Source organism: Achromobacter sp. 10T422 (assembly GCF_056394065.1).
In genome coordinates, this window is sequence record NZ_JBFTHD010000002.1 from 173280 (window position 1) to 199596 (window position 26317).

Consider the following 26317-nt stretch of genomic DNA (forward strand, 5'->3'; position numbering starts at 1 on the left):
TTCCGACGCTAATGCAATGAAATTCCATTGCATTTACTTTGCTATACATCTTTAACAAATAAATAAGCGGGTCGGATTGATCTGGAATATTCTGCGCACCTCAATCTGCCTACATAGAGAAATTCAGATGCGTTTACGTGGCGTCGCCCTGTTTTCGGTCCTTGTTGCTGCGGCGTCGCCCGCGCACGCTGAGTTTGAACAACAGCTGGGACCCCTGGCAGGCGCCGTCAGACAGCAGATGCTGCAAGGCTGGACCGCCGCCGTGCAGGATGGCTGGTTCACGTTGCGCAATCCGGCCACTGCCGGGAGTGAACAAACGCTTTATCTTTCTGTGGGACCCGCGCCTGAACAGGGCCGCGTGACCGACGTGAATGTGGTCGTCAATTCGCAGAACCCGAAGGCGTCGATTGGCGTGGCGCTGAATAATCGCGCGAAGAAAAGCCTGTGCCTGATCGAGATTACGGCGGACAAGAGCACGATTCTGTTCTGTCTTGAAGGCCAGAACCGTCGCGATATCGCAACGGTTCCCAATCTGGCGAAGCTGGATGGCTCGGACCGCATCAAGGTGGTCGAATTGCCGGGCGCGGCCCGCTTCATCGTGAACGGCAAGATCATTGGCGACGTCACGGATTCGTCCGCGGTGGGCGGCGACATCGGCATCATGGCCTACGACGTCGGCACGTTCGGGATTGCGGATTTTTCGATCAATACCGACCTGGCTCCCCGCCAAGGCGCGCCCGCGCAGCAAGGCAGCGGCTTGCCCCCGCGCAGTGGCGCCACGGCGCCGGCGCCTGCCGGCTTGCCTCCACGTGGTGGCAGTGGTGGTGGCGCCAGCGCGCCGCAGACCAAGCCCGCACCCGCACCCGCCAGCTCCGACAACTCGGGCTTGCCGGGTGCAGGTCCATACCCCCGGTTTGGCGGCGATACGCTGCGTATCGTGTCGGTGTACATCGGCATCATGCGCAGCATTTTCATGCATGAATTCGGCCATGCGCTGATCGGCGAACTGGAACTGCCGTCGACCGGCGCCGAAGAAGACGCGGTCGATATCTACGCGGCGCTGCAGATCGTTGAGCCGACGATGTACCCGTCGAACGACAAAGACGTGAACACCATGGCGCGCGATGCCGCGACCTACGCCGCCTTGCAGTGGTATTACAGCGGCAAGGTGGCGGAAAGCCGGGGCGCGTCGGAAACGTCGGCCTGGCAAGACGAGCACACGGGCGACCTGAAGCGCTTTCGCAACATGCTGTGCATCATGTACGGCGGCAACCCGTCGGTGTTCGAATCGGTGGCCAAGCACGTGGGGCTGGAAGACCGCACCAAGGCGCGTTGCGCTGATGAATTCAACAAGCAGAACCGTGCGTGGCGCAGAATCCTGGCGCCGCACACCCGTGTCGGCACCTGGTCGCCCGACGGGCAGCAGCCGGCCAATGCGCCCGGTGCGCCGGTCAACGTCACCTTCGAGCGGTCGTCCCGCAAGATCGGCAATCTGTTCGCGAACAATCTTTCCGAAGCCATCAGCAACAACATCAAGTTGCTTGGGCAAACCTATGTGCTGCCCCGGCCGGTGAACGTGGTGTTCAAGGACTGCGGCAAGCTCAACGCCTGGTACAACCCGCGCGAAGGCTCGATCACCATGTGCTATGAGCTGATCGAAAACATTGCGGTGATGATTTCCGACATCGAAATGGGCACGGTGGGCGGTGAAGTGGCAGCCAAGGATGGCGGGCGCGCGCCGCAGCAGCAACCCCAACAGCAACCCCAGCAGCAGCCCCGGCAGTCGTCGCCGGGTCAGGGCATGCCGCCTAGCCCCATTGATGAGCTGGCAGACATGGGCGTGCCGCCTACGTCGCTGCTATTCGCCGCGCCGTATAAGGGCCCGACGCCGAACCAGATTTTCCGCGCCAAGCTGGTTACCACGGGCGACCTGGTTGGCATGATCAAGAACGACAAGAATCTGGTGATCGTAGACACCAGCGGACTCGCTGACACGCTGCCTATTTCCTATCCGCTGCCGGATGCGGGCTCGGATGGCAGCGTCACGGATCAGCTGCAAAGTGCGCTGGATTCCTGGCTGTTGAAAAAAGCGAACAATAACCGCGGTGCGTCAGTGGTGTTCGTGGGCGCCGGCATGAACGACCGTTCGTCCTACAACGCGGCATTGCGCGCCGGTTCGCTCGGCTGGTCCGCCTATTGGTATCGCGGCGGTGTTCAAGCCTGGGTCTCGAACGGCTTGCCGACCACCTCGGATATGGCGAAGAAGAACTAAGCTCGGGTTCCAGGCGGTTTTGCCAAACGCTTGCTCCAACGCTTTCCAAACAAAAACCCGCCTGTTTGCACAGGCGGGTTTTTTATTCGCAGGCAGCTTGGGCGGCTTACTTGCCTTGGGCAGCCAGCGCCAGCGCGGCGGCGTTGACCACGGCGGCGATACGGCCAGCGTCGCGCAGCTGTTCGGTCGACAGGCCGTCGTTCTTCAGGTTTTCATAGTGCGAGGCCACGCAGAAATGGCACTTGCCGATGATGGACGCCACCAGCGCAAACAGTTCGAAGCGCTTTTTCTCTACGCCGCCATGCGTGGCGTAGGCGTTCATGCGCAGCTGGGCCGGCAGGCTTTTCAGGTTGGCGTCGCCCGTCATTTCGACGTAGGGATACCAGGTGTTGTTCATGCCCATCAGCGCCGAGGCGGTCAGCGCGGCATTCGCGTCGCCTTCCGACAGGCCACTCTTGAAGGCTTCAACCAGCACCGGGCTGCGCGCGGCGTAAGCGGCGGACAGGGCGGCGCCGACGGCGTCTTCAGGCGCAAGCGTCGAACGGGCAATGACGGCGTCCAGATTCAGGCGGATGTCCTTGGCCCAATCCGGTAGCTGTTCCTTAATGGTCGTAAGAAATTCCATAGTTTTTACCTATAATCTAGAGCAATTAAAGCCCAGCGCCGGGCCTGCAAGCAGACCCTTGGCCGGGCTGGAAATTACAGCGTAGCGCCGCCAACCGTACGGTTGCACGGGCACAGCTCATCGGTTTGCAGACCGTCGAGCAGACGCAGAACTTCTTCCGGGTTACGGCCGACGTTCAGGTTGTTCACCGAAACGTGCTGGATCGTGTTGTCCGGATCAACGATGAACGTGGCGCGCAGAGCAACGCCAGCACCCTTTTCACGGACGCCCAGTTGGTCGATCAGGGCACCGGTGGTGTCGCCGAATTGGTAGTGACCCAGCTTGTTCAGGTCCGGGTGCTCACGGCGCCATGCCAGCTTGACGAATTCGTTGTCGGTGGAGCCGCCCAGCAGGACAGCGTCGCGGTCTTCGAAATCCTTGGCCAGCTTGTTGAAGCCGACGATTTCGGTCGGGCACACAAACGTGAAGTCTTTCGGGTAGAAGTAGATCACCTTCCACTTGCCGGGGAACGAGCTTTCGGTGATGTCTTCAAACGCCGACACGCCATTTTCTTCGTGCTGGTTGAAGCCGGGCTTTACGCCGGTGACCTTGAAAGGCTCGAGTTTGTCGCCAACAGTTTTCATGTTTACTCCCAGTAGTTGTTGGTGGAGATAAGGCAGTGCCTTAAACCATAAATTCTACGCTATGGATTATCGTTGTCTAATTGATAATTCCTAAACTTGGCTTTGGGTAACTCTATCCGCGCGGTCAGTCCGCCGCCTTCCCGAGGCAGCATCCGCAGCGCGCCGCCCACGTGCTTGAGCAGGCGTTCGACGATGGCCAGACCCAGGCCCGCGCCGCTGACGCCAGTGCGAGCCGCCTCGCCACGCGAGAAGGGCCGCAGCAGGCGATCCACATCTTCGGGGGCGATGCCGGGGCCGCGGTCGGAAACCTCGATCACGATCATCGCGCCCTCAGCTTGCAGTGTCATGACCAAATGCGCCATGCCATCGCTGGAACGGCCATAACGGCGGGCGTTCTCGATCAGGTTGCTGACCACGCGCTTCAAGTCCAGCGCCGTGATGCGCGCACGCAGGCCCGGTTCCAGAGACGCGTCGAGCTCGCCGCCCAGCGACGCCGTGTGGCTGCGTTCGCGTTCGTAGAGCTCGGCCAGGACGGCGGAAATATCGGTTGCCAACTGCGGCAACGTGCCCGCCGGGCGCGCGTACTCCATCAGTTGCCCGATGCTGTGGTCGATCTGGCCAAGGTCTTCGTCGATGGCCTGGCGGGCGTCTTCCGACACGCCGCTGAGTTCGATTTCCAACCGCATTCGTGCAAGCGGAGTTCGCAAGTCGTGTGAGATCCCCGCCAGCATGAGCTCCCGGTCGGCCTCGGCTTGCCGCAGATCTTTGGCCATCCGGTTGAAGGAGGCGTTCAGGTCGCGGATTTCAAGCGGGCCTTGTTCGGGCAGCGCCGCCGGCGTTTCGCCGCGCGAAAGCACTTGCGCCGCGCGCGCCAGCCGCGACAAGGGCCGGTTCACGAAGCCCACGCTGACCGCCGCACCGACAAGGGAAAGCAGCAACGCGGTCGCGCCCCATCCCAGCCATTCGATCCCGCCCGTCAACCCGATCTGCTCGCGCTCGAACACCAGCCAATACAGATCTTTTTCAATCTGGAAGCTGACCCAGAACCCAGGCACCTGATTCACGCCCCAGGCAATTTGAGTTTCCGGGCCGAAGCGCGTGCGGATGTGCTGGGCAACGCGTTGCCAGTAGTCGTCGTCGGGGAGGGCTTCGGCAAAGTCGGTGACTTCGCGCGGGTAGACCTGGATGCCTTCGTTGGTGGCCAGGTCCAGCAGGAGCTTGCTGCGTTCGCCGTTATGCGAGTAGATCAGCGCCGTGCGTGTGATATTGACGGCCGTGATCACCCGCTGCGCCATTTGATTGGCGCGCGGCCCCAGCTCCATGCTGAAGAAGACTTGTAGCCACGCCCCCAGGCTCACCAGCATCAGCGCGGCGAGCAACAGGAACGTGCGGCCGAACAAGCCGAGCCGCAAACGTGAAGTCAAGTTCCTGAAGGTTCTGCGCAAGCGGGGCACGAGGCTGCGCTCCTGCCCGGGGCGGGCGAGCCGATCAGCTACCACCGTCCGGCACAAACACGTATCCGAGACCCCAAACGGTCTGGATGAACACGGGCTTGGACGGATTGGGTTCGATCAATTTGCGCAGGCGCGAGATCTGAACGTCGAGGCTGCGATCGAAAGCTTCGTATTCGCGGCCACGCGCCAGCTCCATGAGCTTGTCGCGAGACAGGGGAATCTTCGGATGGCGCGCAAATACCTTGAGCACCGAGAATTCACCAGTCGTGATCGGCACTTGTTCACCGTTGCGCGTGAGCGTGCGGGTGGACAAGTTCAGCACGTACGGGCCGAAGGCGATGGACTCGTTTTCCTGGCTGGGAGCGCCAGGATGTTCCTCGGTACCGCGGCGGCGCAGGATCGCGTTGATCCGTGCCAGCAGTTCCCGGGGGTTGAAGGGTTTGGACAGGTAATCGTCCGCGCCCATCTCCAGGCCCACGATGCGGTCGATTTCTTCCGCCTTGGCCGTGAGCATGATGATGGGGGTATTGTCGTGGCCACCGCGCAGCCGGCGGCAGATGGACAAGCCATCTTCGCCGGGCAGCATCAGATCCAGCACAAGCAGATCAAAATGCTCGCGTTGCCAGAGTTTGCCCATCTCTTTGGCGTCTTCGGCAACGAAAACGTTGAATCCCTGCTCGGACAAATACCGGCGCAGCAAATCGCGCAAGCGCGGATCATCGTCGACGACGAGGATTTTTCGGGTGGGGGTGGTGTTTTGCGTATTCATGGCCGGAAATGTAACAGTGACAAGAACCAGCGGCTAGTGGGCGTTCACAAGATATTACACATTGCGAACCATGGTTGAAATCCCCCTTACAACCGGGGGCAGAGCCGCCGTATTTCGTACAATCTGCATCTATGGAACTAAACCTGCTGGCTTTGGAAACGTCTTCGTCCCGTTGTGGGGTGGCCCTTTTGCGGGCGGTCGATGGCCGTCTGGTGGTCAGTACCCGCGAACACGAGGGGTCTCAGGAGCATGCGGAACGCCTCTTGCCGATGGCAAATGAGTTGTTGGCGGAGTCTGGATTGGCTCCGGCCGCCCTGCATGCCGTGGCGTTTGGCCAGGGGCCGGGCGGCTTTACGGGCCTGCGCGTGGCCTGCGGCGTTGCCCAGGGCATGGGGCTAGGTTTAGGTATACCCGTTTTGCCCGTGGTGTCGCATCAGGCAGTGGCTGCGCAGGTGGCCGAGGCCAGCCCCGATGACGCGATTGTCGTGGCGTTGGACGCCCGCATGAACGAGGTCTATCTGGCCGTTTATCGGCAAACGGCCGCCACCGAAGGCGAGCCCGCCTGGGAGGTCTTGCAGCCGCCCTTGCTGATTGCCGCAGCAGAGGTCGTGCCCTGGACCGCGCATCACCTGGCGAACTGGTCGGCGCAAGCCGGCCGGCCATTGCAGCCGGTGCTGGCGGGAGACGCCTGGGACGCCTACGCTGCCGAGATGGAATTTCCCGATTTATGGCGGCGCGCCTCGGATGTGCTGCGCCCCGAAGCCGCAAGCGTGGCCCGTCTGGCGCGCCAAGGTTGGCTGCGAGGCGAAGCCCTGCCGCCGGAGCAGGCCGCGCCGCTCTACGTGCGAGACAAAGTCGCCTTCACCACCGCCGAGCGCATGCGTGGAGAAGGGGGCAATCCGAAGGCCCAGCCGTCGCTGGCGCCGGGCTTGAATCTGGCGCCGCAAGTGCTCACCGAGTCGGACCTGGACGAGGTCGTGGCGCTGGAAGCTCATGTGCAGGCCTTTCCCTGGACACGCGGCAATTTCGCGGATGCGCTGGCCACCGGTTACGGGGCGTGGGTGCTGCGCCGCGAAGGCAAGGTCGCGGGGTTCTGCATCCTGATGTTTGCCCCGGACGTCGCGCATCTGTTGGTGATCGCGGTTGCCAAGGAGCTGCATCGCCAAGGCTTGGGCGGCGTGCTGCTCGACTGGTGCGAGCAGCAGGCGCGCGAGCGTGGTCTTGAGGGCGTGCTGCTGGAAGTGCGGCCGTCGAATACATCGGCCGTCGCCTTCTACAAGCGGCACGGCTATTTGCAAATTGGCGTGCGCCGGGGCTATTACCCGGCGGAGAAGGGCACGCGTGAAGACGCGTTGGTGATGCAGAAGCGGTTCGCCGCMGTGACAGAGGTGGCGGCATGACGTTGCCGAACGCCGCCGCGCCCCGCGTCAATCCCCTGCAGCGAATATGGCTGCGCGAGATCGGCATGGAACGCCTGTGGCTGCGCCCGGCGCCAGCCGCGCCGCGGCCTGCCGGTACGCCGCAAGCGCTTGTTTCCAAACCGGTTTTGCCGGCTACAGGGCTGGGTTCCACGCCGGGTTTTACGCCGGGTTCTACTCCCGGTTCGGCTCCCGGTTCTACTCCGGGTTCTATTCCCACTTCTACGCACGGTTCTACGTCCGGTTCCACCCCCGGTTTTGCCCCCGCTTCCGCAGTGCCGGAAATGGAGGCTGTGCCGGTCCAGAGCGTTGCAGCCGAGCCCATCGTGGCCCAGGCGGCCCAGGCACAACCCCCCGCCCCCCGCCCCGCCGAACGAACCAGCGAACGCGCCAATGGGCGGCCGGGTATTCCCGCGTCCATCCTGAACCGCACTGGGCCGCCGCCGCGTCCCGTGCCCAAGACGGCCGAAGAAGAAGCCGTCGAAGCGCCGCGTATTCCGGTTGCCGAAGCGGTCAAGAACGCCAATCTGGATGAACTGCGTGAGCAGGTGGTGGCCTGCACGGCCTGTGGGCTGTGCCAGGGGCGCCGCCACGCGGTGTTTGGTCATGGGGCGACCCCTACCCGTTGGCTGGTCGTGGGCGAAGCGCCTGGCGAGCAAGAAGACCGTCAGGGGCATCCGTTCGTGGGCCGTTCCGGTCAATTGCTGGACGCGATGCTGGCCGCTGTCGGGATGAGCCGCGATACGGACGTTTTCATCACCAACGTCATCAAATGCCGTCCGCCGGGCAACCGCAATCCCAAGCCCGAGGAAATCGCCTCGTGCAGCCCGTACCTGATGCGGCAGATTGCGCTGCTCAAGCCTGAGCGCATCCTGGTGCTGGGGCGGTTCGCCGCGCAGACGCTGCTGGGCACGGACGCCACAATCGGCAGCCTGCGCGGCCGCGTGCACGCGTTGAAGACGGACGAGGGCGGGGAAATCCCGGTCATCGTCAGCTACCACCCCGCGTATCTGCTGCGCAGCCCGTCCGAGAAGGCGCGTGCCTGGCAAGACCTGAAGCTGGCCTCGCGCATGGTCTGACCGCCGTCGCGGCCGTCATGGGTAGCGCTATGGGCGCCCATGAACCGCCAAAAAGCTGCCAATAAAAAACCGGGCCCTGAGCCCGGTTTTTTATTGGCAGATCAAGCGCTTAGTGTGATGAATCGAGCGCTCGGCCGTGGCCTTCCTGGCCGATCTGGTCGTGCAGGTCGGGGTTGGCCTCCAAGTTGCGCTTGCTCCAGCGCATGAACACCACCATCAGCACGGCGACAACGGTGCCGAAGATCACGATGATGATGTTGATGGGCAGTTGCAGCCAGAGCAGCAGCGTGTACATCGCCACCATCAGCAGGATGTTCAACTGTTCGTTGAAGTTCTGGACGGCAATCGAATGGCCCGCCGACAGCAGCACGTGGCCGCGATGCTGCAGCAGCGCGTTCATGGGCACCACGAAGAAGCCCGCCAGGCCGCCGGTGAGCAGCAGCAGCAGGTAGACGCTCCACGGCGAGTACACCAACGGCATCAGCAGCACGACCAGCCCCATGGCGGCGCCCACCGGCAGCACGGCCAGGGCGCGGCGCAGCGGAATCCGGCCCGCCAGGATCGACCCCACGACCGTGCCCAAGGCCGCCACGCCCATCAGCATCGACGCCTTGTCCAGCTGATAGCCCAGGTGGCTGCGGCCCCATTCGATCACGATCAGTTGCAGCGTGGCGCCCGCGCCCCAGAAGAGCGTGGTGACGGCCAGCGATATCTGGCCCAGCTTGTCTTTCCACAGCACGCGAACGTAGCCCCAGAACGTGCGGATCAGGCGCACCGGGTTCTTTTGCTGCGGCGGATAGCGCACGTGGGTGCGCGGAATCATCAGATTGCACAGGGCCGCCAGCAGGTAGACGAAGGCGATCACCAGAATGGCCGCTTCGGCGGGCGTGTGCACCAGGTTGCCGATGAACGAATGGCTGAGCAGCGCGGTGGACACCGACGACGAAATAAGCAGCCCGCCCAGCACCGTGCCCAGAATGATGGAGAAAACCGTCAGGCCTTCGATCCAACTATTGCCCTTGACCAGCATGTGCGGGGGCAGCATCTCGGTGACGATGCCGTACTTGGCGGGCGAATAGGCGGCCGCGCCGATGCCGACGACCGCGTAGGCCGCGCACACCAGATAGGTTTGGTATTCGGGGGCGACGCCGATGCTGGCGTACGAGAACATCAGCAGGCAGCCGGCGACTTTCAGGGCGTTGGTGGAGAACATCACGCGGCCCTTGGGGAAGGAGTCGGCCAGGGCGCCAACAAAGGCCGCCAGGACCACGTAGGCCAGTGCGAACGACCATTTCATCATGGGCGCCAGCCAGTCAGGGCCGTGCAGCTCCTGTATCAAGGCGATGGCTGCGATGAACAGCGCATTGTCCGCCAATGACGAGAAGGCCTGCGCGGCCATGACCAGATAGAAACCACGTTTCAAGAATGTCCCCGTTCTTTGGCCTGAGCCCGGCCAGTCCGCGTGAAAATTATGTGTCGTGCCAAAAAGTGTCAGGGAGTATAGCCGGTGGCTGGAACGGCACCATTGCGCGTTTGCCCGCGGGTTGACCGTTGCTGACGTTTAGGGACAGACTGCCTGCGGTATCATACGACCCATATGTGAGCCGGCCCTTGATGGGCCGGTTTGCAATCTATGCGGCAGGTCCGTTAACGCCTTTCGTTCAACCCACCCCGTCGTCATCGTACTGTGCGTCTCACTCAGCTAAAACTCGCCGGCTTCAAGTCCTTCGTTGATCCCACCGTGATCCCCGTGCCCAGCCAATTGGTGGGCGTGGTGGGTCCCAATGGCTGCGGGAAATCGAACATCATTGACGCCGTGCGCTGGGTGCTTGGCGAGGCCAAGGCCTCGGAACTGCGCGGCGAGTCCATGCAGGACGTCATTTTCAACGGCTCCGGCAACCGCAAGCCTGCGGCGCGGGCCTCGGTGGAAATGGTGTTCGACAACAGCGAAGGGCGCGCTGCCGGCCAATGGAGCACCTACGCCGAAATCGCCGTGCGCCGCGTGTTGACCCGCGACGGCACCAGCAGCTACTTCGTCAATAACCAGCAAGTCCGCCGCCGCGACATCCACGACATCTTCCTGGGCACTGGCCTGGGCGCACGTGGGTACGCCATCATCGGGCAGGGCATGATCAACCGCCTGATCGAGGCGCGCCCTGAAGAACTGCGGGTGTTTTTGGAAGAAGCGGCTGGGGTGTCGCGCTACAAAGAACGCCGCCGCGAGACCGAAAACCGGCTGTCCGACACGCGCGAAAACCTGACCCGCGTGGAAGACATTCTGCGCGAGCTGAACAGCCAGCTGGAAAAGCTTGAGGCGCAGGCCGAAGTGGCCACGCGCTATCGCGAATTGCAAGCCGACGGCGAAAAGAAGCAGCATTCCCTGTGGTTCCTGAAGGAAACCGGGGCGCGCGAAGAGCGCGCCAAGAAAGCCCAGGAAATGGCCCAGGCCCAAAACGAGCTCGAATCCGCCATTGCCGGCCTGCGGGCAGGCGAGGCCGCGCTGGAATCCCGGCGCCAGGCTCACTATGCGGCCAGCGACGCCGTCCACACTGCGCAAGGCGCGCTGTACGAAGCCAACGCCCAGGTCAGCCGCCTGGAAGCCGAAATCCGCCATGTGGTGGATTCGCGCAACCGCTTGCAGTCCCGCCGCGACCAGCTTCAGCAGCAGATCGCGGAATGGACCAGCCAGCGCGAGCACTGCACCGAACAGATCGCCCAGGCCGAAGACGACCTGGCCGCCGCCGCCGCCCGCACGGAAGAAGCGCGCGCCACGGCGGAAGACGCGCAGGCGGGCTTGCCCTCGGTCGAGCAGCGCGTGCGCGAAGCCGCGTCCGGGCGCGACGAGATGCGCGCCGCCCTGGCCCGCGTCGAACAGAACCTGGCGCTGGTTGCACAGACCCAGCGCGACGCCGATCGCCAAATGCAGGTCCTGGAGCAGCGCCGCGAGCGCTTGCAGCAGGAACTGCGCGAATTGCACGCCCCGGACCCCGTCCGCCTGGAGCAACTGGCCGGCGACCGCCTGGCCGGCGAAGACCAGTTGGAAGAAGCCCAGGAAGAACTGGCCACGCTGGAAGGCCGTGTGCCGGAAGCGGATGCCGAGCGCAGCCGCGCCCAGGCCGCCGCCCAGACCGACGCCCAGAATCTGGCGCGTCTGGAAGCCCGTCTGTCCGCGCTGGTGAAGTTGCAGGAAGACGTGCAGAAGCAGGGGGCGCTGGAACCCTGGCTGGCCAAGCACGAGCTCGCCGGGCTGTCGCGCCTGTGGCAGAAGCTGCATGTTGAGCCGGGCTGGGAAACCGCCCTGGAATCCGCGCTGCGCGAACGCATGGCGTCGATGGAAGTGCGCAACCTGGACTGGGCCCGCGCCTTCGCTGAAGACGCGCCGCCCGCCCGGCTGGCGTTCTACCAATTGCCCGTGGCGGCCCCGACGCCGCCCGCGCCGGCCGGCCTGACGCCGCTGGCCAGCTTGCTGCGCATCACCGACCCTGACCTGCGCACGTTGCTGAATGACTGGCTGGCGGGTATTTACACCGCCACCGATGTGACGCAGGCCCTGGCCATGCGCGCAACCTTGCCCGCCGGCAGCGCCTGCGTGGTCAAGGCCGGCCACCTGATCGACGCGCACAGCGTGCGTTTCTACGCGCCTGATTCCGAACAAGCCGGCCTGCTGGCGCGCCAGCAGGAAATCGAAAACCTGCAACGCGAGATCAAGGCGCAGCAACTGATCGCCGATCAGGCGCGCGCCGCCGTTGCCCGTGCCGAAGCCGCCTGGCAGCAAGTGTCCCAGGCCATCGCCCCGGCGCGCACGCGCGTGGCCGAAGTCACGCGCCGGGTGCACGACATCCAGCTGGAGCACTCGCGGCTGCAACAGCAAGCCGAGCAATCCGGCGAACGCGCGTCGCGCTTGCGCCAGGACTTGGAAGAAATCAAGGTTCAGGAAGAAGACCTGCGCGCCACACGCGAAGAGGCCGAAGCCCGCTTCGAGACGCTGGACGAAGAACTGGCCGAACATCAATCCCGTTTTGCCGACGCCGAAATCGACGGCGAAACGCTGGCCGCCCAGGCCGAAGCCGCCCGCACGCGTCTGCGTGAACTGGAGCGCGCCGCGCAGGAAGCAGAATTTGCCGAGCGCGGCATCCAGGTCCGCATCACCGACTTGCAGCGTAATCAGCAATTGGCCGCCGACCAGAGCCAGCGCGGCTCGGTCGAACTCGAACAACTGATGGGCGACCTGGTTGAACTGGATGCGTCCGCTTCCCAGGCCGGCCTGCAAGATGCGCTGGAAGCGCGCGCCGAGCGCGAGGAAGCGTTGTCGCGCGCGCGCCAGGAAATGGAAAATCTGGCCGCCTTGCTGCGCGGCGCCGACGAAGACCGGCAGCAGCAAGAGCAGACGCTGGAACCGCGCCGTGCGCGCATCATGGAATTGCAGTTGCAGGAACAGGCGGCCCGTCTGGCCGAAGAGCAGTTCACCGAACAGCTGAACGCGCGTGAAGTCGACCGCGAAGCGCTGGCTCAATATTTGGCCAATCAGCCCGACGAATGGCGCCGCGCCAGCTGGTTGCAGCAGGAAGTGGGGCGTATCTCACGCCAGATCGAATCGCTGGGTTCGGTCAACCTGGCGGCGCTGGACGAATTGAACACGTCGCGCGAACGCAAGGGCTTCCTGGATTCGCAAAACCAAGACTTGATGACCGCCATCGAGACCCTGGAAGACGCCATCCGCAAGATCGACCGCGAAACCCGCGAGCTGCTGCAAGAGACGTTCAACGTCGTGAACGGCCACTTCGGCGAACTCTTCCCCAAGCTCTTTGGCGGGGGCGAGGCCAAGCTCAGCATGACCGGCGAAGAAATTCTCGACGCGGGCGTGCAGGTGATGGCTCAGCCACCCGGCAAGCGCAACAGCACGATTCACCTCTTGTCCGGCGGCGAAAAAGCGCTGACCGCGACTGCGCTGGTGTTCGCGCTGTTCAAACTGAATCCGGCGCCGTTCTGCTTGCTGGACGAAGTGGACGCGCCGCTGGACGACGCCAACACCGAACGCTACGCCAACCTGGTCGCCAACATGAGCGAGCAAACCCAATTCTTGTTCATTTCGCATAACAAGATCGCCATGCAGATGGCCAAGCAACTGATTGGTGTAACCATGCAAGAGCAAGGGGTTTCGCGTATCGTTGCGGTAGACATAGATTCGGCCGTGCAAATGATGGCCTCCGAAGCGGCATAACCCCCAATATTTAGAATGGCGCCGCCCCCCGGCGCGGGATTTACACATGAGTGATTTGCAGATTGGGCTGATCGCCCTGGGCGTCTTGCTGATACTGCTGGTGCTGGGATTCAACTGGTGGCAGGATCGGCGCGTCCGGCGCAAGATGCAGAGCCATTTCCCCACCTCTGAACAAGATCCGTTGCTGGGTGCTGGCGCAGGCGCTGCGGCCGGTACGGCGGCAGCGGCCGCCACGGCCACGACCCGTCGCGAACCCGGCATGGGTGGCGACGCGCCGCGCGCGCCCGGCCAGCCCGCCCCGGTTGATCCGGGCAGCGACGCCGACGACGCCGAAGAACCCGATCCCGCTTGCGAAGTGGTCATCGAAATCAATTTCGCCGAACCCGTGCGGGGCGCGGATCTGCTGCCCTACATGCAAAGCCTGCGCCACGTGGGCCGCAAGCCCATGCGCGTCTTCGCCGAAACTGACCAGCGCCGCCATCGTGCGCGCGTGCATGCCGGCGAGTCGTATGCGTCCATGCAATTGGCCGTGTTGCTGGCCAACCGCAGCGGCCCGCTGACCGCCATCGAATGGTCGCAGGCCTGGGCGCGCGCCCAAGACATGGCCGAACGCTTCGACGCCACCATCGAAGGCCCGGACCAGCAAGCTGTGCTGGAGCAGGGCGCCCGCCTGGACGACACCTGCGCCGCGCTGGATACCCAGGTTGGCCTGACCTTGATGCTGGGCGCGGCCCAACCCGCCGCCGAAGTGCTGGCCGTTGCCCGCGATTCCGGCTTCGTGTCTGATGGCAACCGCCTGGCCTGGCCTGCTGAAAATGGCGTCACCCGCTTCACCTTGTCGCGCGCCGACGGCGCCGCGTTCGACGCGGGCATGGGCGGCGTTGAGCGCCTGTACCTGCTGCTGGATGTGCCGTGCGCACCCGCCGACACCCGCGCCTTTGGCCGCATGGTCGATGTGGGCCGCGACCTGGCCTCGCGCTTGCGCGCTGAACTGGTCGATGACCAGGGCAAGCCGCTGGCCGATGGGTCGGAAACGGTCATCGACGAACGGCTGCAAGTGCTGTTCGAACAGCTCGAGCAAGCGGGCCTGCCCGCCGGAAGCGAGCGTGCTCAACGGGTGTTTGCTTAATGAGCAGCAAGTCCGAAGCGGAAAGTCCGGCCCAAACCGCAGCGCGCCTGCGGGCCGAACTTGAGCAGCACAACGTCCGCTATTACGTCTACGACGAGCCGTCGGTCTCGGATGCCGAGTACGACGGCCTGATGCGCCAGCTTGAAGCCCTTGAGGCCGAGCACCCTGAACTGGTTACGCCCGAATCGCCCACGCAACGCGTGGGCGCGGCGCCTGTGTCCGCCTTCGGCAGCGTGCGTCACGCCGTGCCGATGCTGTCGCTGAATAACGCGTTCGACGAAGAAGAAGTTGCGGCCTTCGACCGCCGCGTGACGGATACGCTGCGCGGCGCAGGCATGTTGGGTCCGGCGCAGCAAGCCGATTACTTCTGTGAGCTGAAGCTGGACGGGCTGGCGATCAGCCTGCGCTATGAGGATGGCCGTCTGGTGCAGGCCGCCACCCGCGGCGACGGCCAGACGGGCGAAGACGTTACGTCCAACATCCGCACGATCAAGGCGATTCCGCTGCAGCTGAAGGGCGCAGCCCCCAAGGTGCTGGAAGTGCGCGGCGAAGTGCTGATGAACCGCGCCGACTTCGAAAAGCTGAACGTGGCCCAGGCCAAGCGCGACGAGAAAGTCTTCGTCAATCCGCGCAACGCCGCGGCCGGCAGCTTGCGCCAGCTTGATCCCCGCATCACCGCCAAGCGGCCGTTGCGATTCTTCGCCTACGGTTGGGGCGAGGTGCAGGGCCTGCCTGGCACGCAGAACGGTCTCTTCGACGAAGCCTCGGCAGGCGCGGGGCAAGCGTCGCAGTTGCCCGAGAAGTCGCACGGCGCGATGCTGGCCTGGCTGCATGAGCTGGGCTTGCCGGTCAACCTGATGCATAACCATCGCGCGACGGGCGCTGAAGGCCTGATGGCCTTCTACGCCAAGGTCGGCGCGCTGCGTGCGTCCTTGCCTTACGACATCGACGGCGTGGTCTACAAAGTGGATTCGCTGCCCGCCCAGAAGGTGTTGGGCTTTGTGGCGCGCGCTCCGCGCTTCGCGCTGGCGCACAAGTTCGCCGCCGAAGAAGCCACCACGACCCTGTTGGATATTGAAGTGCAGGTGGGCCGCACGGGCGCCATCACCCCGGTCGCGCGGCTGAAGCCCGTGTTCGTGGGCGGCGTCACCGTCACCAACGCTACGCTACACAACGAAGACGAGATCCGCCGCAAGGATGTACGCAAGGGCGATACGGTCATCGTGCGCCGTGCGGGCGACGTGATTCCCGAAGTGCTGGGGCCGGTGCTGGAAAAGCGGCCCGACGACGCGCAGGAATTCGTCATGCCCACGGCCTGCCCGGTCTGCGGGTCGGCCATCGAACGGCTGGAAGACGAAACCATCGCCCGTTGCACCGGCGGCCTGTTCTGCGGCGCGCAGCGCAAGCAGACGCTGTGGCACGCCGCCAGCCGCAAGGCGCTGGACATCGAAGGGCTGGGCGAAAAGCTGGTGGACCAATTGGTCGACAGCGGCCGTGTGAAAACGCTGGCTGACCTGTACAGCCTGCGTCCGCTGGAGCTGGTGGGGCTGGACCGCATGGGCCAGAAATCTGCCGACAACCTGGTGGCCGCTATCGACAAGGCGCGCGAACCCGGTCTGAACCGCCTGCTGTTCGCGCTGGGCATTCGTCATGTGGGCGAAACCACAGCGCGCGACGTGGCGCGGCATTTCGGCAGCATTGACGCCATCATGGATGCCGACGAAGAGGCCTTGTCGTCGGTGCCAGACGTGGGGCCGGTTGTGGCCGCATCCATCCGCCGCTTCTTTGCCGAACAGCACAACCGCGACGTGATCGAGCAGTTGAAGGCGCAAGGCGTGAATCCCGTTGCCGAGGCTGCGCCGCAAGACACGACGCTGGCGGGCAAGACCTTTGTGCTGACTGGCACGCTGCCCAACTGGACGCGCGAAGAAGCGTCCATGCACATCCAGGCGGCGGGCGGCAAAGTCAGCGGTTCGGTGTCCAAGAAGACAGCCTATCTGGTGGCAGGCACTGAGGCGGGCAGCAAGCTCACCAAGGCGCAGGAACTGGGCGTGACCGTGTTGGACGAAGATGCATTGAAGGAACTGCTGGGCATGTCGTAGCCGGGGTGGGTCAACGGAAGTTGATCGCCCGGCAAAAGATCACCCGCCGGTAGATCTGCCCGCCAGTAGATTCGCCCGCCAGTAGATCAACCCGCCAGTAGATCAGCCCGCAAAACAAAAAAGCTGTACGCCCTTGGGCGCACAGCTTTTTTTTGGCCCTGAACGTACGATCTGCACGGGCAAAAAAAAACTGCCCGCATCGGCGGGCAGTTTTGGGTCTGGCGCAGGCTTACTGAATCTTGGCCTTGTCGCGCAGTTGCTTCTGGTAGTCGGCCAGGGTTTGCTGGCGCAGCATTTCTTCCAGTTGCGGACGCACTTGATCCAGCGGCGGGAATTCCACCGGGCGGGTGTCCTCAACCTTGATGATGTGCCAGCCGAATTGGGTTTGGACCGGCTTGTCCACCAGTTCGCCCTTCTTCAGCTGAGTCACGGCTTGCGCGAACGGCTGGACGTAGTTGGTCGGGGGAGCCCAACCCAGATCGCCACCCTTTTCGGCGCTGCCGGGGTCCTTCGAGTTCTTCTTGGCCAGATCGTCGAACTTGTTCTTGTTGCTCTTGATCTGAGCCAGCAGGTCATTGGCCGTCTTCTCGTCTTCGACGAGGATATGACGGACCTTGTATTCCATCTTGCCGGCTTGTTCCTTCTTGATCTTCTCGTATTCCGCCGTGACCTTGGCGTCCGACACCGGGTTCTTGGCCAGGTAGTCGGCCATCAGGGCGCGGACCAGGATGCCTTGGCGGGCCAGTTCGATCTCGGTCTGAACGTCGGCCTGCTTGGCGATGCCGCTGGATTCAGCAGCTTGCACGAAGATTTGGCGGTTGATCATTTCCTGCTTGACCTGTTCGCGCAGTTGCGGCGAATCGGTCGCGCCTTGGCTGACCAGCAGCTTGACGAATTGATCCAAATTCTTTTGCGGAATGGCCTTGCCGTTAACGGTGGCCACGTTCTGCGCGAAAGCAGGCACGGCGATGACGCAGGCCGCAGCCAGCATGACGATGCGTTTCATGAATATCCTTTTACTTTCTATTTGGGAGCCTGGGCATCTAGCGCAAGCGCATGAATCGGATAGGGGATCAAATCTTGCAAATGATGATACACCAGCCTATGGCGCGCCACGGCGGAGAGCCCTGCAAAGCAAGGCGCCACGATGTGCACGCGATAATGGCCGGCGCCGTTTTTACTGCCTTCGTGGCCGGCATGCAAATGCGAGTCGTCCAGAATGTCCAAAGTGAGGGGTTCCAGGGCGGCTAGGCGCTCCCGGATCAGGGCGATGCGATCGGTGGTGTCTGACATGGCGGCAATATGAAAGTTCCGGCGCGCGCAGCCGGTTTAGCGCGCGCGCCGAGGGTTTATTAGGCCGTCTGGCGGATCAGGGCTTGGTCGGCGGGGTGCCGGAGCCGGCGTTTTCGTCCGTCTGGATGTGCTTGCCCAGCCACACTGACTGGCCAATCACAAAGACGACCATCAGGCCCATCAGGCCAAATGCCTTGAAGCTCACCCATTGCGATTCGGTGAAGTGGCCGGAAAATGCCACATACAGATTCAGCGCGCCGGCGACGAGGAAGAAGGCTGCCCACACCAGGTTCAGCTTGTCCCAGGCGGCGTCAGGCAACTGGATCTGCTTTTCCATCAGGCGGCGGATCAGGTTGCGGCCAAACAGCAGGCGGGCAAACAGCAGCGCGCCGCCAAACATCCAATACAGCACGGTGGGCTTCCACTTGATGAAGACGTCGCTGTGCAGCCAGATTGTGGCGCCGCCAAAGACCAGGATCACCGTGAGGTTGATCCAGTGCATGGCTTCGGTGGCGCGGCCTGTTGCCTTCAGCCAGATAATCTGCAGCACGGCCGCCGCCATGGCGACGCCCGTGGCGATGAAGATGTCCGTGTACCGATAGGCAATGAAGAACAGGAACAGCGGGAACAGGTCGAACAGAAACTTCTTCATTCAGTCTTCTATGGGTTCAAACGTCATCGACAGGGAATTGATGCAATAGCGCAGCCCGGTGGGCTCCGGGCCGTCGGGGAAGACGTGTCCCAGATGCGAGTCGCAGACGTTGCACAGCACTTCGGTGCGCACCATGCCGTGGCTGACGTCGCGTTCTTCGCGAACCAGTTCCGGGTCCAGCGCCTGGAAGTAGCTGGGCCAGCCACAGCCGGCGTCGAATTTGGTGTCGGATGCGAACAGCGCCGTGCCACAGCCTACGCAGCGGTAGATGCCCGGCGTGGTCGTATTCCAGTAACGCCCGGTGAACGCGCGTTCGGTACCCTTTTGGCGGGTGACCACGTATTCTTCGGGGGAAAGTTGTGCACGCCATTCGGCGTCGGTTTTGCGTACTTTTTCCATATCAGCTCTTGGAGTCCCGATGCCCGAAATGGTTCGGGCATAATTCCGCCCCATGTTAATCGAGTTTGACCAGGCGGTAGTGGCTACGCCCCAGGCGGAAGTGTTGCGCGGGGTGAGCGTAACCCTGGCCGAACGCCGCATCGGCATCGTCGGCCCCAATGGTGCTGGAAAGAGCACGCTGGCCCGGCTGATCAATGGTCTGGTGCTGCCCTCAGCGGGAAGCGTCCGGGTAAATGGGCTGGATACCCGGCACGATTTGAAAGCCGTGCGCCGCCAGGTTGGATTCGTTTTTCAAAATCCCGAAAATCAGATTGTCTTTCCCATCGTGCGGGAAGACCTGGCGTTTGGCCTGAAAAATCTGGAACGGGACAAGGCGCTGCGAGAAACGCGCATCGATGCCCAACTGGGCGCGTTGGGCGTGGGGCATCTGGCCGATCGCACCAGCCACACGCTGTCGGGCGGTGAACGCCAACTGGTGGCGCTGGCGGCTGTTCTGGTCATGGAACCGGCGTTGATTGTCTTTGACGAGCCCACCACGCAACTGGACTTGCGCAACCGAAATCGCGTGCGCCGCGCCATTGCCGAGCTGCCGCACGATGCCATCGTCGTCAGCCATGATCTGGAACTGCTGGAAGATTTCGACCGTGTGCTGGTTGTGCGTGACGGCGGCATCGCCGCTGACGACGCGCCGGCTGCCGCCCTGCGCTGGTACCGGGAGCACTGCGCATGATGGAGCCGCTATACGTCGCCGGCCGGTCGCCGCTGCACCGGCTGCCGGCGTGGCTGAAGCTGGCCGCGCTGGTCGCGGCTGGGGCGGGGCTGTTCGTGCTGCGCGACCCGCGCTGGCTGGCCCTGGCGTTTGCGCTGGCGGCGATCCTCGTCTGGTCCACGGGCGTTACGGCGCGTGCCGTCTGGCGCCAGGTGCGCGGGCTGCTCTGGGTGCTGCTGGCGGTGGGTCTGTTTACGGGATGGTTTCAGGGCTGGATTGACGCGCTGGCCGTCCTGTTGCGCGTGGGCGCCATGGTGGGCCTGGCGCTGGCCGTCACGCTGGCGACTCGGACGTCCGACCTGATCGACGTCTGCGAACGTGTGCTGAAACCGTTGGAACGCATTGGCCTGGTGGATGCCGGCAAGGTAGCGCTGGCGCTAGCCCTGGCCTTGCGCTTCGTGCCAGAAATCTGGCGAAATTTTCAGGAAATCCGTGAAGCCCAAGCCGCTCGCGGCCTGGGCGCGCACCCCGTCGCCCTGATCGTGCCCCTGATCGTGCTGACCCTGAAGCGCGCTCAGGAAGTGGCCGAAGCCATCGATGCGCGCAGCCCCTGACGGCGGCGTGCTCGTTTTGACCCTCTGGAAGGTAAGACCATGAAATCCAATAACACCGTGCTGATCGCGCTGTTCGCGGCGTTGATCGTCGTCTTGAGCCTGATGCCGCCGATTCCGCTGCCCGGCATCCCGGTGCCGATCACGCTGCAGACGCTGGGCGCCATGCTGGCTGGCGCGATGCTGGGGCCTGTGCGCGGCGCGCTGGCTTGCCTGCTTTATCTGGTGCTGGCGGCTATCGGCCTGCCGGTATTGCCTGGCGGCCGCGGCGGCTTGGGCGCGTTTCTCGGCCCGACGGGCGGCTTTTTGATTGGCATGGTGGTGGGCGCTTTTGTCACGGGCTGGCTGGCGCGTGTGCTGGCGGGCCGCGCAACGGGCACGTGGGCAAAGCTCGTGGGCTACGTGGTGGCCTGCATCGTGGGCGGCATCGTCGTGGTCTACGCCTTTGGCGTGCCGTGGCTGGCCTCGGTCACCAAGATGGGCTTGCCCAAGGCGGCCACGGCGGTGGCGGTGTTCTTGCCGGGCGATCTGGTGAAAGCCGTGGTGGCCGCGTGGGTGGCGTCCCGGGTGGAGCGCGTCTGGCCGATGCTGGGCCGCTAGGACCTGGCGCCTAGCCGCTGACGCCTAACGGCTAACGGCTAACGGCTAACCGCCGGTGTCATTCGTGCGGTGACAGGACCGTAACCGGCGGCCCGACCTGTTTAGGGCATGCTGCGCACGTCCAAGGGAATCCCCCAACTGACGCGCCAAAAGTTTTTCTAGTACAAGTTCGCCATTAACGAATGCGTTTGCTGAGACAAGGTTTCTGTAGCACATCAGGGATTTACCGGAGTTGCGCGTCGTCATCTGATACTGTTTTAACCCTATAATATTTTTTTCTGTATAACTTTAACTAGGCTCGCTTCGCCTCAATCGAGGCACATAAGAGCCACCACAGGAGACAAAAAATATGCGCAAGCACTTCGGCTTGTCCGCGGCGGCTGCCGCCTTCGCCCTGGCTCTGCCGCTCCTGGCGAGCGCTCAGGTCAAAGTCGGCGTGACGGTGTCCAGCACCGGCCCCGCTGCATCGCTGGGTATTCCCGAGCGCAATACCGTGGCGCTGCTGCCCAAGGAAGTGGCCGGCCAGAAGATCGAATGGATCGTCCTGGACGACGCCACCGACACCACGCAAGCCGTCAAGAACTCGCGCAAGCTGGCCTCCGACGACAAGGTCGATGTGCTGATCGGCACGTCCGTCACGCCGGGCTCGCTGGCCATGGTCGACGTGGCCGCCGAAGCCAAAGTGCCGATGATCAGCGTGGCCGCCAGCGCCAAGATCGTCGAACCGGTTGATGACAAGCGCCGCTGGGTCTTCAAGACCCCGCAGAACGACGCCCTGATGGCTGGCGCCCTGGCTGACGCCATGGCCAAGTCCAAGGTCAAGACGCTGGGCTTCATCGGCTTTGCCGACGCGTACGGCGACGGCTGGCTCGACGTGATGCAAAAGGCCGCCAAGGCCAAGGGCATTGAAATCGTCGCCATCGAAAAATACAGCCGCACCGACACCAGCGTGACGGGCCAGGTGCTCAAGCTGGTCGGCGCAAAGCCGGACGCCATCCTGATCGCCGGCGCGGGCACCCCGTCCGCCTTGCCGCAAAAGGAACTGAAGGCTCGCAACTTCGGCGGCACCATCTATCAAACCCACGGCGCCGCCAACAACGACGTGCTGCGCGTGTGCGGCAAGGATTGCGACGGCATGTACCTGCCGGCCGGTCCGCTGCTGGTCGCCGCCCAATTGCCGGATAGCAACCCGGTGAAGAAGTCGGCCCTGGCCTACGTTGAAACCTACGAGAAGGCCAACGGCGCCGGCTCCACCAACACGTTCGGCGGCCACATGTGGGACGCCGGTCAACTGGTTGTGGCAGCATTGCCGGTTGCGCTGAAGACCGGCGCCAAGCCGGGCACGCCGGAATTCCGCGCCGCCATGCGCGACGCGCTGGAAGGCGTGAAGGATCTGGCCGCCTCGCAAGGCGTGTTCAACATGTCGCCCACCGACCACGCTGGCTTTGACGAGCGTTCGCGCGTCATCGTCAAGGTTGAAGGCGGCAAGTGGGTCTACCAGCCCGGCCTGTAATTCCCCAGGATTGCCCGATCCACGGGTGCAGAACGCAAGGCGGCGCCATTCCATAGCGCCTGTCTTGCGGCACCTGAGCAATGCTTCGCACCGGCCTATCCGGCCGGTGTGTCGTATCAGTGTTCCGGGTGGGGTCGGAACACCAAGAATCAATAAGGTTGTTAGATGGATTCCTCTATTGCGCTGATCCTGCTGCAAGACGGTGTCGTCAACGGCGCCATCTATGCCCTCCTGGGCATGGCTCTGGTGCTGGTTTTCGCCGTTACGCGCGTCATTTTCATTCCCCAGGGCGAGTTCGTGGCGTTTGGCGCCCTGACGCTCGCCATGCTCGTGGATGGCAAGGTGCCCGGCACCGCCTATCTGCTGCCGCTGCTGGGCGTGGTCTGCCTCGCGCTTGAGCTGCTGCGCGCCGTGCGCACCCGCAGCTTTGCGGGCGTACCCAAATCACTGATCACCTGTATCGTTCTGCCGCTGGCTCTGCTGTGGCTGACGAAGAGCTACACCGGTCCCGACAACTCGCTGTGGCTGAACATGCTGCTGACGCTGTTGCTCGTGATCCCGATGGGCCCGATGGTCTATCGCATCGTCTATCAGCCTTTGGCCGAAGCCACCGTGCTGGTGCTGCTGATCGTCTCGGTTGCCGTGCACTTCGCGCTGACGGGTCTGGCGCTGGTGTTCTTTGGCGCGGAAGGCTGGCGCACGCCGGCATTCGTCAGCGGGCAGGTGGATCTGGGCTTCATGGTCTGGTCCGCGCAAAGCCTGTTCGTGGTGGCAACCTGCGCGCTGCTCATCATTGCGCTGTGGCTGTTCTTCGGCAAGACGCTGTATGGCCGCGCGCTGCGCGCCACCGCCGTCAACCGCCGCGGTGCGCGTCTGGTGGGCATCAGCACCACGATGTCGGGCAGCCTGACGTTCACGCTGGCCACCGCCATCGGCGCGATGTCCGGCATGCTGATCGCACCGATCACCACCGTGTATTACGACACCGGCTTCCTGATTGGCCTGAAGGGCTTTGTGGGCGCCATCATCGGCGGCCTGGCCAGCTACCCCGTGGCGGCCGCCGGCTCGCTGCTGGTGGGCGTGCTGGAATCCTTCTCGTCCTTCTGGGCCAGCGCCTATAAGGAAGTGATCGTCTTTACCTTGATTATCCCGGTTCTGGTCTGGCGTTCGTTCAGCACCCATCACGTGGACGAAGAGGAATAAACGTCATGAACCGCATTCTGCTTGTCGTATTTCTTGTCGTCCTGGCGGGCCTGCCATTGGTGCCGGTCACGCCCGAGTTCTGGGTGACGCAACTGAATTACATCGGTCTGGCCAGCCTGGTTGTGCTGGGTCTGGTGCTGCTGACCGGCGTGGGTGGCCTGACGTCGTTCGGCCAGGCCGCGTTTGTGGGTCTGGGCGCCTACACCACCGCATTCCTGACCACGCAGTACGACGTGTCGCCGTGGCTGGCCTTGCCGGCCGGCCTGATCCTGACCGCCGTCGTGGCCTATCTGCTGGGCGCGCTCACCTTGCGCCTGTCGGGCCACTACCTGCCGCTGGGCACCATCGCCTGGGGCCTGTCGCTGTACTTCCTGTTCGGCAATATCGACTGGCTGGGCAAGCACGACGGCATCGCCGGCATTGAACCCATCAGCATCTTCGGGATGTCGCTGGCCAACGGCCGCCACATTTATTACCTGATCTGGGTGTTCGTGCTGTTGGCGCTGTGGGCAACCCGCAATCTGCTGAACTCGCGTCCGGGGCGCGCCATCCGCGCGCTGAAAAGCGGCGCGGGCATGGCCGAATCGATGGGCGTGAACACCGCTGCGTACAAGGTTGTGATCTTCGTGTGGGCGGCGTTGCTGGCGTGCATTTCGGGCTGGCTCTACGCGCACATGCAGCGCGCCGTCAGCCCCAGCCCCTTCGGCGTGAACTACGGTATTGAATACCTGTTCATGGCGGTAGTGGGCGGTGCGGGCTATGTCTGGGGCGCATTGCTCGGTTCCAGCGTCATCCTGGTGCTGAAAGACCAGTTGCAGAACTGGCTGCCCAAGCTGCTGGACACCAACGCCAACTTCGAGATGATCGTCTTCGGCGTGATGCTGATCCTGATGCTGCAATACGCCCGCAACGGCCTGTGGCCGATTCTGGCGGGCTGGTGGGGCAGCATCACGGGCGCTGATGGTTCGCGCCGTAATCTGGCGCCGCCCGCGCCCGCACCGGCGTTGCCGACGCGCGCACGTCCGCAAGCGGGTCAGGTGGTGCTGGAAGTGGACGCCATCCGCAAGGAGTTCGGCGGTCTGGTTGCCGTCAATGACATCACCTTCAAGGTCAGCTCCGGCGAGATCATGGGCTTGATCGGTCCCAACGGCGCCGGCAAGAGCACGACCTTCAACCTGATCAGCGGCGTGTTGCCGGTGACGCGCGGCCAAGTCACGTTCATGGGCCAGCGCATCGACAATCGTTCGGCGCGCGAGATCGCCAAGCTGGGCGTGGGCCGCACGTTCCAACACGTGCAGCTGCTGCCGGGCATGACCGTGCTGGAGAACGTGGCGTTGGGCGCGCACTTGCGCTCGGACGTCGGCGTGCTGGCTGGCGCCTTGCACTCGGACCGCGCCCGCGAAGCACAGTTGTTGCACGAGGCCGCCGAGCAGATCAAGCGCGTGGGCCTGGGTGAATACCTGTACGAACAGGCGGGCAATCTGGCGCTGGGCCAGCAACGCATTCTGGAAATCGCGCGCGCCTTGGCGTCTGATCCGGTGCTGCTGTTGCTGGACGAACCTGCCGCCGGCCTGCGCTACAAAGAAAAGCAAGACCTGGCGCGGGTGCTGGAGCAGCTGCGCGCGGAAGGCATGAGCATTCTGCTGGTCGAACACGATATGGATTTTGTGATGCGCCTGACCAACCACCTGGTGGTGATGGATTTCGGCACCAAGCTGGCCGAAGGCGTGCCAGCCGACGTGCAAAAGAACCCGGCGGTGTTGGAAGCCTATCTGGGCGGCATCGACGACGACCTGCCCGAAGCGGATCAGGCCAAGCCCGTGTCGGCAGGAGGTGTGCAATGAGCGCGACGCAAACGCCCGTTCTTGAAGTCAGCAATCTGTCGGCCCGCTACGGCAAGGTTGGCGCGCTGGTCGGCGCCACGCTGACCGTGCCTGCCGGCAGCATCGTGACGGTGATCGGCGCCAACGGCGCCGGCAAATCCACCATGCTGAACGCCATGATGGGGTCCTTGCCCCAAACCGGCCATGCGGCTGGCACTGTGCAGTACGCGGGCACCGATGTGTCCACCTGGCAGGTCGAGCGCCGTGTGGCGGCCGGCATGTCGCTGGTGCCGGAACGCCGCGAACTGTTCGGCACCATGTCCGTGGAAGACAACCTGCTGCTGGGCGGCTTTCGCCGCTACCGTGCCCGCGAGGCCGGCTGGCGCGACACGTTGAACGAAGTGTTCGACCTGTTCCCGCGCTTGCGCGAACGCCGTGCGCAACAGGCCGGCACGTTGTCGGGCGGTGAACGCCAGATGCTGGCGGTGGGCCGCGCGCTGATGGCCAAGCCCACCTTGCTGATGCTGGATGAACCCAGCCTTGGCTTGGCGCCGCGTATCGTGCGCGAGATCTTCCACATCATCGCGCGCCTGCGCGAGACGGGTGTGGCGATTCTGCTGGTCGAACAAAACGCCCGCGCGGCATTGCAAGTGGCCGACTACGGCTACGTGCTGGAAACCGGCGAGGTCATTCTCCATGGCCCGGCACGTGAGCTGGCGGGTGACCCGAAAGTCATCGAAAGCTATCTCGGCCTGGGCAAGGGCGCGGACAAGGACTGACGCGACGCGCATCCGTCCTTTCCAAATAAAAACCGGGCGCCGC

Annotated in this window: 22 protein-coding genes; 13 read left to right on the plus strand and 9 right to left on the minus strand. The window is 63.7% G+C overall.

Annotation, left to right across the window (positions count from 1 at the left end):
- Positions 1 to 127 precede the first annotated feature (127 nt).
- Positions 128 to 2272, plus strand: a complete 2145-nt coding sequence (locus AC1DB0_RS04950) for a DUF4344 domain-containing metallopeptidase (RefSeq protein WP_476757715.1) — start codon at positions 128 to 130, stop codon at positions 2270 to 2272.
- A gap of 106 nt (positions 2273 to 2378) precedes the next feature.
- Here the strand turns inward: AC1DB0_RS04950 and AC1DB0_RS04955 are convergent, their stop codons facing one another.
- The 4 genes from AC1DB0_RS04955 to risA form a co-directional block, all read right to left on the minus strand.
- On the minus strand, positions 2379 to 2897 hold the full coding sequence (locus AC1DB0_RS04955) for a carboxymuconolactone decarboxylase family protein (RefSeq protein ID WP_006223770.1): 519 nt from the start codon (positions 2895 to 2897) through the stop codon (positions 2379 to 2381).
- 74 nt (positions 2898 to 2971) lie between these two features.
- The gene (locus AC1DB0_RS04960) at positions 2972 to 3520 is read right to left on the minus strand and encodes a peroxiredoxin (RefSeq protein WP_006217982.1); all 549 of its coding nucleotides are present in this window, start codon (positions 3518 to 3520) and stop codon (positions 2972 to 2974) included.
- A gap of 59 nt (positions 3521 to 3579) precedes the next feature.
- On the minus strand, positions 3580 to 4974 hold the full coding sequence (gene risS, locus AC1DB0_RS04965; RefSeq protein WP_054424126.1) for a sensor histidine kinase RisS: 1395 nt from the start codon (positions 4972 to 4974) through the stop codon (positions 3580 to 3582).
- A 34-nt stretch (positions 4975 to 5008) separates the two neighbouring features.
- A complete protein-coding gene (gene risA / locus AC1DB0_RS04970) occupies positions 5009 to 5743 on the minus strand; it encodes a response regulator transcription factor RisA (protein WP_003813882.1) in 735 nt (244 codons plus the stop codon).
- A gap of 131 nt (positions 5744 to 5874) precedes the next feature.
- Between risA and tsaB the strand changes: the two genes are divergently transcribed.
- Both tsaB and AC1DB0_RS04980 read left to right on the plus strand, forming a co-directional pair.
- A complete protein-coding gene (tsaB, locus tag AC1DB0_RS04975; RefSeq protein ID WP_175169591.1) occupies positions 5875 to 7143 on the plus strand; it encodes a tRNA (adenosine(37)-N6)-threonylcarbamoyltransferase complex dimerization subunit type 1 TsaB in 1269 nt (422 codons plus the stop codon).
- On the plus strand, positions 7140 to 8240 hold the full coding sequence (locus AC1DB0_RS04980) for a uracil-DNA glycosylase (RefSeq protein WP_476757714.1): 1101 nt from the start codon (positions 7140 to 7142) through the stop codon (positions 8238 to 8240). The genes tsaB and AC1DB0_RS04980 overlap by 4 nt, the downstream gene beginning before the upstream one ends.
- 109 nt (positions 8241 to 8349) lie before the next feature.
- On the opposite strand, the gene lplT is transcribed toward AC1DB0_RS04980, so the two are convergent.
- Positions 8350 to 9663: a lysophospholipid transporter LplT gene (lplT, locus tag AC1DB0_RS04985; RefSeq protein ID WP_054424120.1), complete on the minus strand. Its 1314-nt coding sequence runs from the start codon at positions 9661 to 9663 to the stop codon at positions 8350 to 8352.
- 264 nt (positions 9664 to 9927) lie between these two features.
- Here lplT and smc point away from each other — a divergent pair, with 264 nt between their 5' ends.
- The 3 genes from smc to ligA are packed head-to-tail and all read left to right on the plus strand — an operon-like array spanning position 9928 to position 16692.
- A complete protein-coding gene (smc, locus tag AC1DB0_RS04990) occupies positions 9928 to 13461 on the plus strand; it encodes a chromosome segregation protein SMC (RefSeq protein ID WP_054424118.1) in 3534 nt (1177 codons plus the stop codon).
- A 46-nt stretch (positions 13462 to 13507) separates the two neighbouring features.
- Positions 13508 to 14590 carry a cell division protein ZipA C-terminal FtsZ-binding domain-containing protein gene (locus tag AC1DB0_RS04995; RefSeq protein WP_054424117.1) on the plus strand — a complete coding sequence of 361 codons (1083 nt, stop codon included), beginning with the start codon at positions 13508 to 13510 and terminating at the stop codon, positions 14588 to 14590.
- Positions 14590 to 16692, plus strand: coding sequence for an NAD-dependent DNA ligase LigA (gene ligA / locus AC1DB0_RS05000; RefSeq protein WP_454668410.1), 2103 nt, complete (start codon positions 14590 to 14592; stop codon positions 16690 to 16692). Before AC1DB0_RS04995 ends, ligA begins: the two co-directional genes overlap by 1 nt.
- A gap of 229 nt (positions 16693 to 16921) precedes the next feature.
- On the opposite strand, the gene AC1DB0_RS05005 is transcribed toward ligA, so the two are convergent.
- From AC1DB0_RS05005 to msrB, 4 genes are all read right to left on the minus strand, one after another.
- The gene (locus AC1DB0_RS05005; protein WP_054424114.1) at positions 16922 to 17698 is read right to left on the minus strand and encodes a peptidylprolyl isomerase; all 777 of its coding nucleotides are present in this window, start codon (positions 17696 to 17698) and stop codon (positions 16922 to 16924) included.
- Positions 17699 to 17715: 17 nt separating this feature from the next.
- Positions 17716 to 17985: a BolA family protein gene (locus AC1DB0_RS05010; protein ID WP_054424111.1), complete on the minus strand. Its 270-nt coding sequence runs from the start codon at positions 17983 to 17985 to the stop codon at positions 17716 to 17718.
- Positions 17986 to 18061: 76 nt separating this feature from the next.
- Positions 18062 to 18637 (minus strand): septation protein A, encoded by a 576-nt coding sequence (locus tag AC1DB0_RS05015; protein ID WP_054424109.1) that lies wholly within the window; start codon positions 18635 to 18637, stop codon positions 18062 to 18064.
- Positions 18638 to 19036: a peptide-methionine (R)-S-oxide reductase MsrB gene (msrB, locus tag AC1DB0_RS05020; RefSeq protein ID WP_054424108.1), complete on the minus strand. Its 399-nt coding sequence runs from the start codon at positions 19034 to 19036 to the stop codon at positions 18638 to 18640.
- Positions 19037 to 19088: 52 nt separating this feature from the next.
- Here msrB and AC1DB0_RS05025 point away from each other — a divergent pair, with 52 nt between their 5' ends.
- The 7 genes from AC1DB0_RS05025 to AC1DB0_RS05055 all read left to right on the plus strand — a co-directional run bounded on the left by AC1DB0_RS05025 (position 19089) and on the right by AC1DB0_RS05055 (position 26274).
- Positions 19089 to 19766: an energy-coupling factor ABC transporter ATP-binding protein gene (locus AC1DB0_RS05025; RefSeq protein WP_054424106.1), complete on the plus strand. Its 678-nt coding sequence runs from the start codon at positions 19089 to 19091 to the stop codon at positions 19764 to 19766.
- On the plus strand, positions 19763 to 20359 hold the full coding sequence (locus tag AC1DB0_RS05030; RefSeq protein WP_054424104.1) for an energy-coupling factor transporter transmembrane component T family protein: 597 nt from the start codon (positions 19763 to 19765) through the stop codon (positions 20357 to 20359). The genes AC1DB0_RS05025 and AC1DB0_RS05030 overlap by 4 nt, the downstream gene beginning before the upstream one ends.
- Positions 20360 to 20398: 39 nt before the next feature.
- Complete coding sequence (locus tag AC1DB0_RS05035; protein ID WP_054424102.1) at positions 20399 to 20956, plus strand: biotin transporter BioY; 558 nt, start codon at positions 20399 to 20401, stop codon at positions 20954 to 20956.
- A gap of 349 nt (positions 20957 to 21305) precedes the next feature.
- The gene (locus AC1DB0_RS05040; RefSeq protein ID WP_054424101.1) at positions 21306 to 22469 is read left to right on the plus strand and encodes an ABC transporter substrate-binding protein; all 1164 of its coding nucleotides are present in this window, start codon (positions 21306 to 21308) and stop codon (positions 22467 to 22469) included.
- Between the two features lie 165 nt (positions 22470 to 22634).
- Positions 22635 to 23672, plus strand: a complete 1038-nt coding sequence (locus AC1DB0_RS05045; protein WP_054424099.1) for a branched-chain amino acid ABC transporter permease — start codon at positions 22635 to 22637, stop codon at positions 23670 to 23672.
- 5 nt (positions 23673 to 23677) lie between these two features.
- On the plus strand, positions 23678 to 25516 hold the full coding sequence (locus AC1DB0_RS05050; protein ID WP_476757713.1) for a branched-chain amino acid ABC transporter ATP-binding protein/permease: 1839 nt from the start codon (positions 23678 to 23680) through the stop codon (positions 25514 to 25516).
- The gene (locus AC1DB0_RS05055; protein WP_476757712.1) at positions 25513 to 26274 is read left to right on the plus strand and encodes an ABC transporter ATP-binding protein; all 762 of its coding nucleotides are present in this window, start codon (positions 25513 to 25515) and stop codon (positions 26272 to 26274) included. Before AC1DB0_RS05050 ends, AC1DB0_RS05055 begins: the two co-directional genes overlap by 4 nt.
- The last annotated feature ends 43 nt before the right edge of the window (positions 26275 to 26317 follow it).

Bases quoted from the DNA above. Each gene is read 5' to 3' on its own strand.
- AC1DB0_RS04950 (WP_476757715.1), top strand. From the start codon at position 128: ATGCGTTTACGTGGCGTCGCCCTGTTTTCGGTCCTTGTTGCTGCGGCG.
- AC1DB0_RS04955 (WP_006223770.1), bottom strand. From the start codon at position 2,897: ATGGAATTTCTTACGACCATTAAGGAACAGCTACCGGATTGGGCCAAG.
- AC1DB0_RS04960 (WP_006217982.1), bottom strand. From the start codon at position 3,520: ATGAAAACTGTTGGCGACAAACTCGAGCCTTTCAAGGTCACCGGCGTA.
- risA (WP_003813882.1), bottom strand. From the start codon at position 5,743: ATGAATACGCAAAACACCACCCCCACCCGAAAAATCCTCGTCGTCGAC.
- AC1DB0_RS04980 (WP_476757714.1), top strand. From the start codon at position 7,140: ATGACGTTGCCGAACGCCGCCGCGCCCCGCGTCAATCCCCTGCAGCGA.
- AC1DB0_RS04995 (WP_054424117.1), top strand. From the start codon at position 13,508: ATGAGTGATTTGCAGATTGGGCTGATCGCCCTGGGCGTCTTGCTGATA.
- ligA (WP_454668410.1), top strand. From the start codon at position 14,590: ATGAGCAGCAAGTCCGAAGCGGAAAGTCCGGCCCAAACCGCAGCGCGC.
- AC1DB0_RS05005 (WP_054424114.1), bottom strand. From the start codon at position 17,698: ATGAAACGCATCGTCATGCTGGCTGCGGCCTGCGTCATCGCCGTGCCT.
- AC1DB0_RS05010 (WP_054424111.1), bottom strand. From the start codon at position 17,985: ATGTCAGACACCACCGATCGCATCGCCCTGATCCGGGAGCGCCTAGCC.
- AC1DB0_RS05015 (WP_054424109.1), bottom strand. From the start codon at position 18,637: ATGAAGAAGTTTCTGTTCGACCTGTTCCCGCTGTTCCTGTTCTTCATT.
- msrB (WP_054424108.1), bottom strand. From the start codon at position 19,036: ATGGAAAAAGTACGCAAAACCGACGCCGAATGGCGTGCACAACTTTCC.
- AC1DB0_RS05025 (WP_054424106.1), top strand. From the start codon at position 19,089: ATGTTAATCGAGTTTGACCAGGCGGTAGTGGCTACGCCCCAGGCGGAA.
- AC1DB0_RS05030 (WP_054424104.1), top strand. From the start codon at position 19,763: ATGATGGAGCCGCTATACGTCGCCGGCCGGTCGCCGCTGCACCGGCTG.
- AC1DB0_RS05035 (WP_054424102.1), top strand. From the start codon at position 20,399: ATGAAATCCAATAACACCGTGCTGATCGCGCTGTTCGCGGCGTTGATC.
- AC1DB0_RS05040 (WP_054424101.1), top strand. From the start codon at position 21,306: ATGCGCAAGCACTTCGGCTTGTCCGCGGCGGCTGCCGCCTTCGCCCTG.
- AC1DB0_RS05045 (WP_054424099.1), top strand. From the start codon at position 22,635: ATGGATTCCTCTATTGCGCTGATCCTGCTGCAAGACGGTGTCGTCAAC.
- AC1DB0_RS05050 (WP_476757713.1), top strand. From the start codon at position 23,678: ATGAACCGCATTCTGCTTGTCGTATTTCTTGTCGTCCTGGCGGGCCTG.
- AC1DB0_RS05055 (WP_476757712.1), top strand. From the start codon at position 25,513: ATGAGCGCGACGCAAACGCCCGTTCTTGAAGTCAGCAATCTGTCGGCC.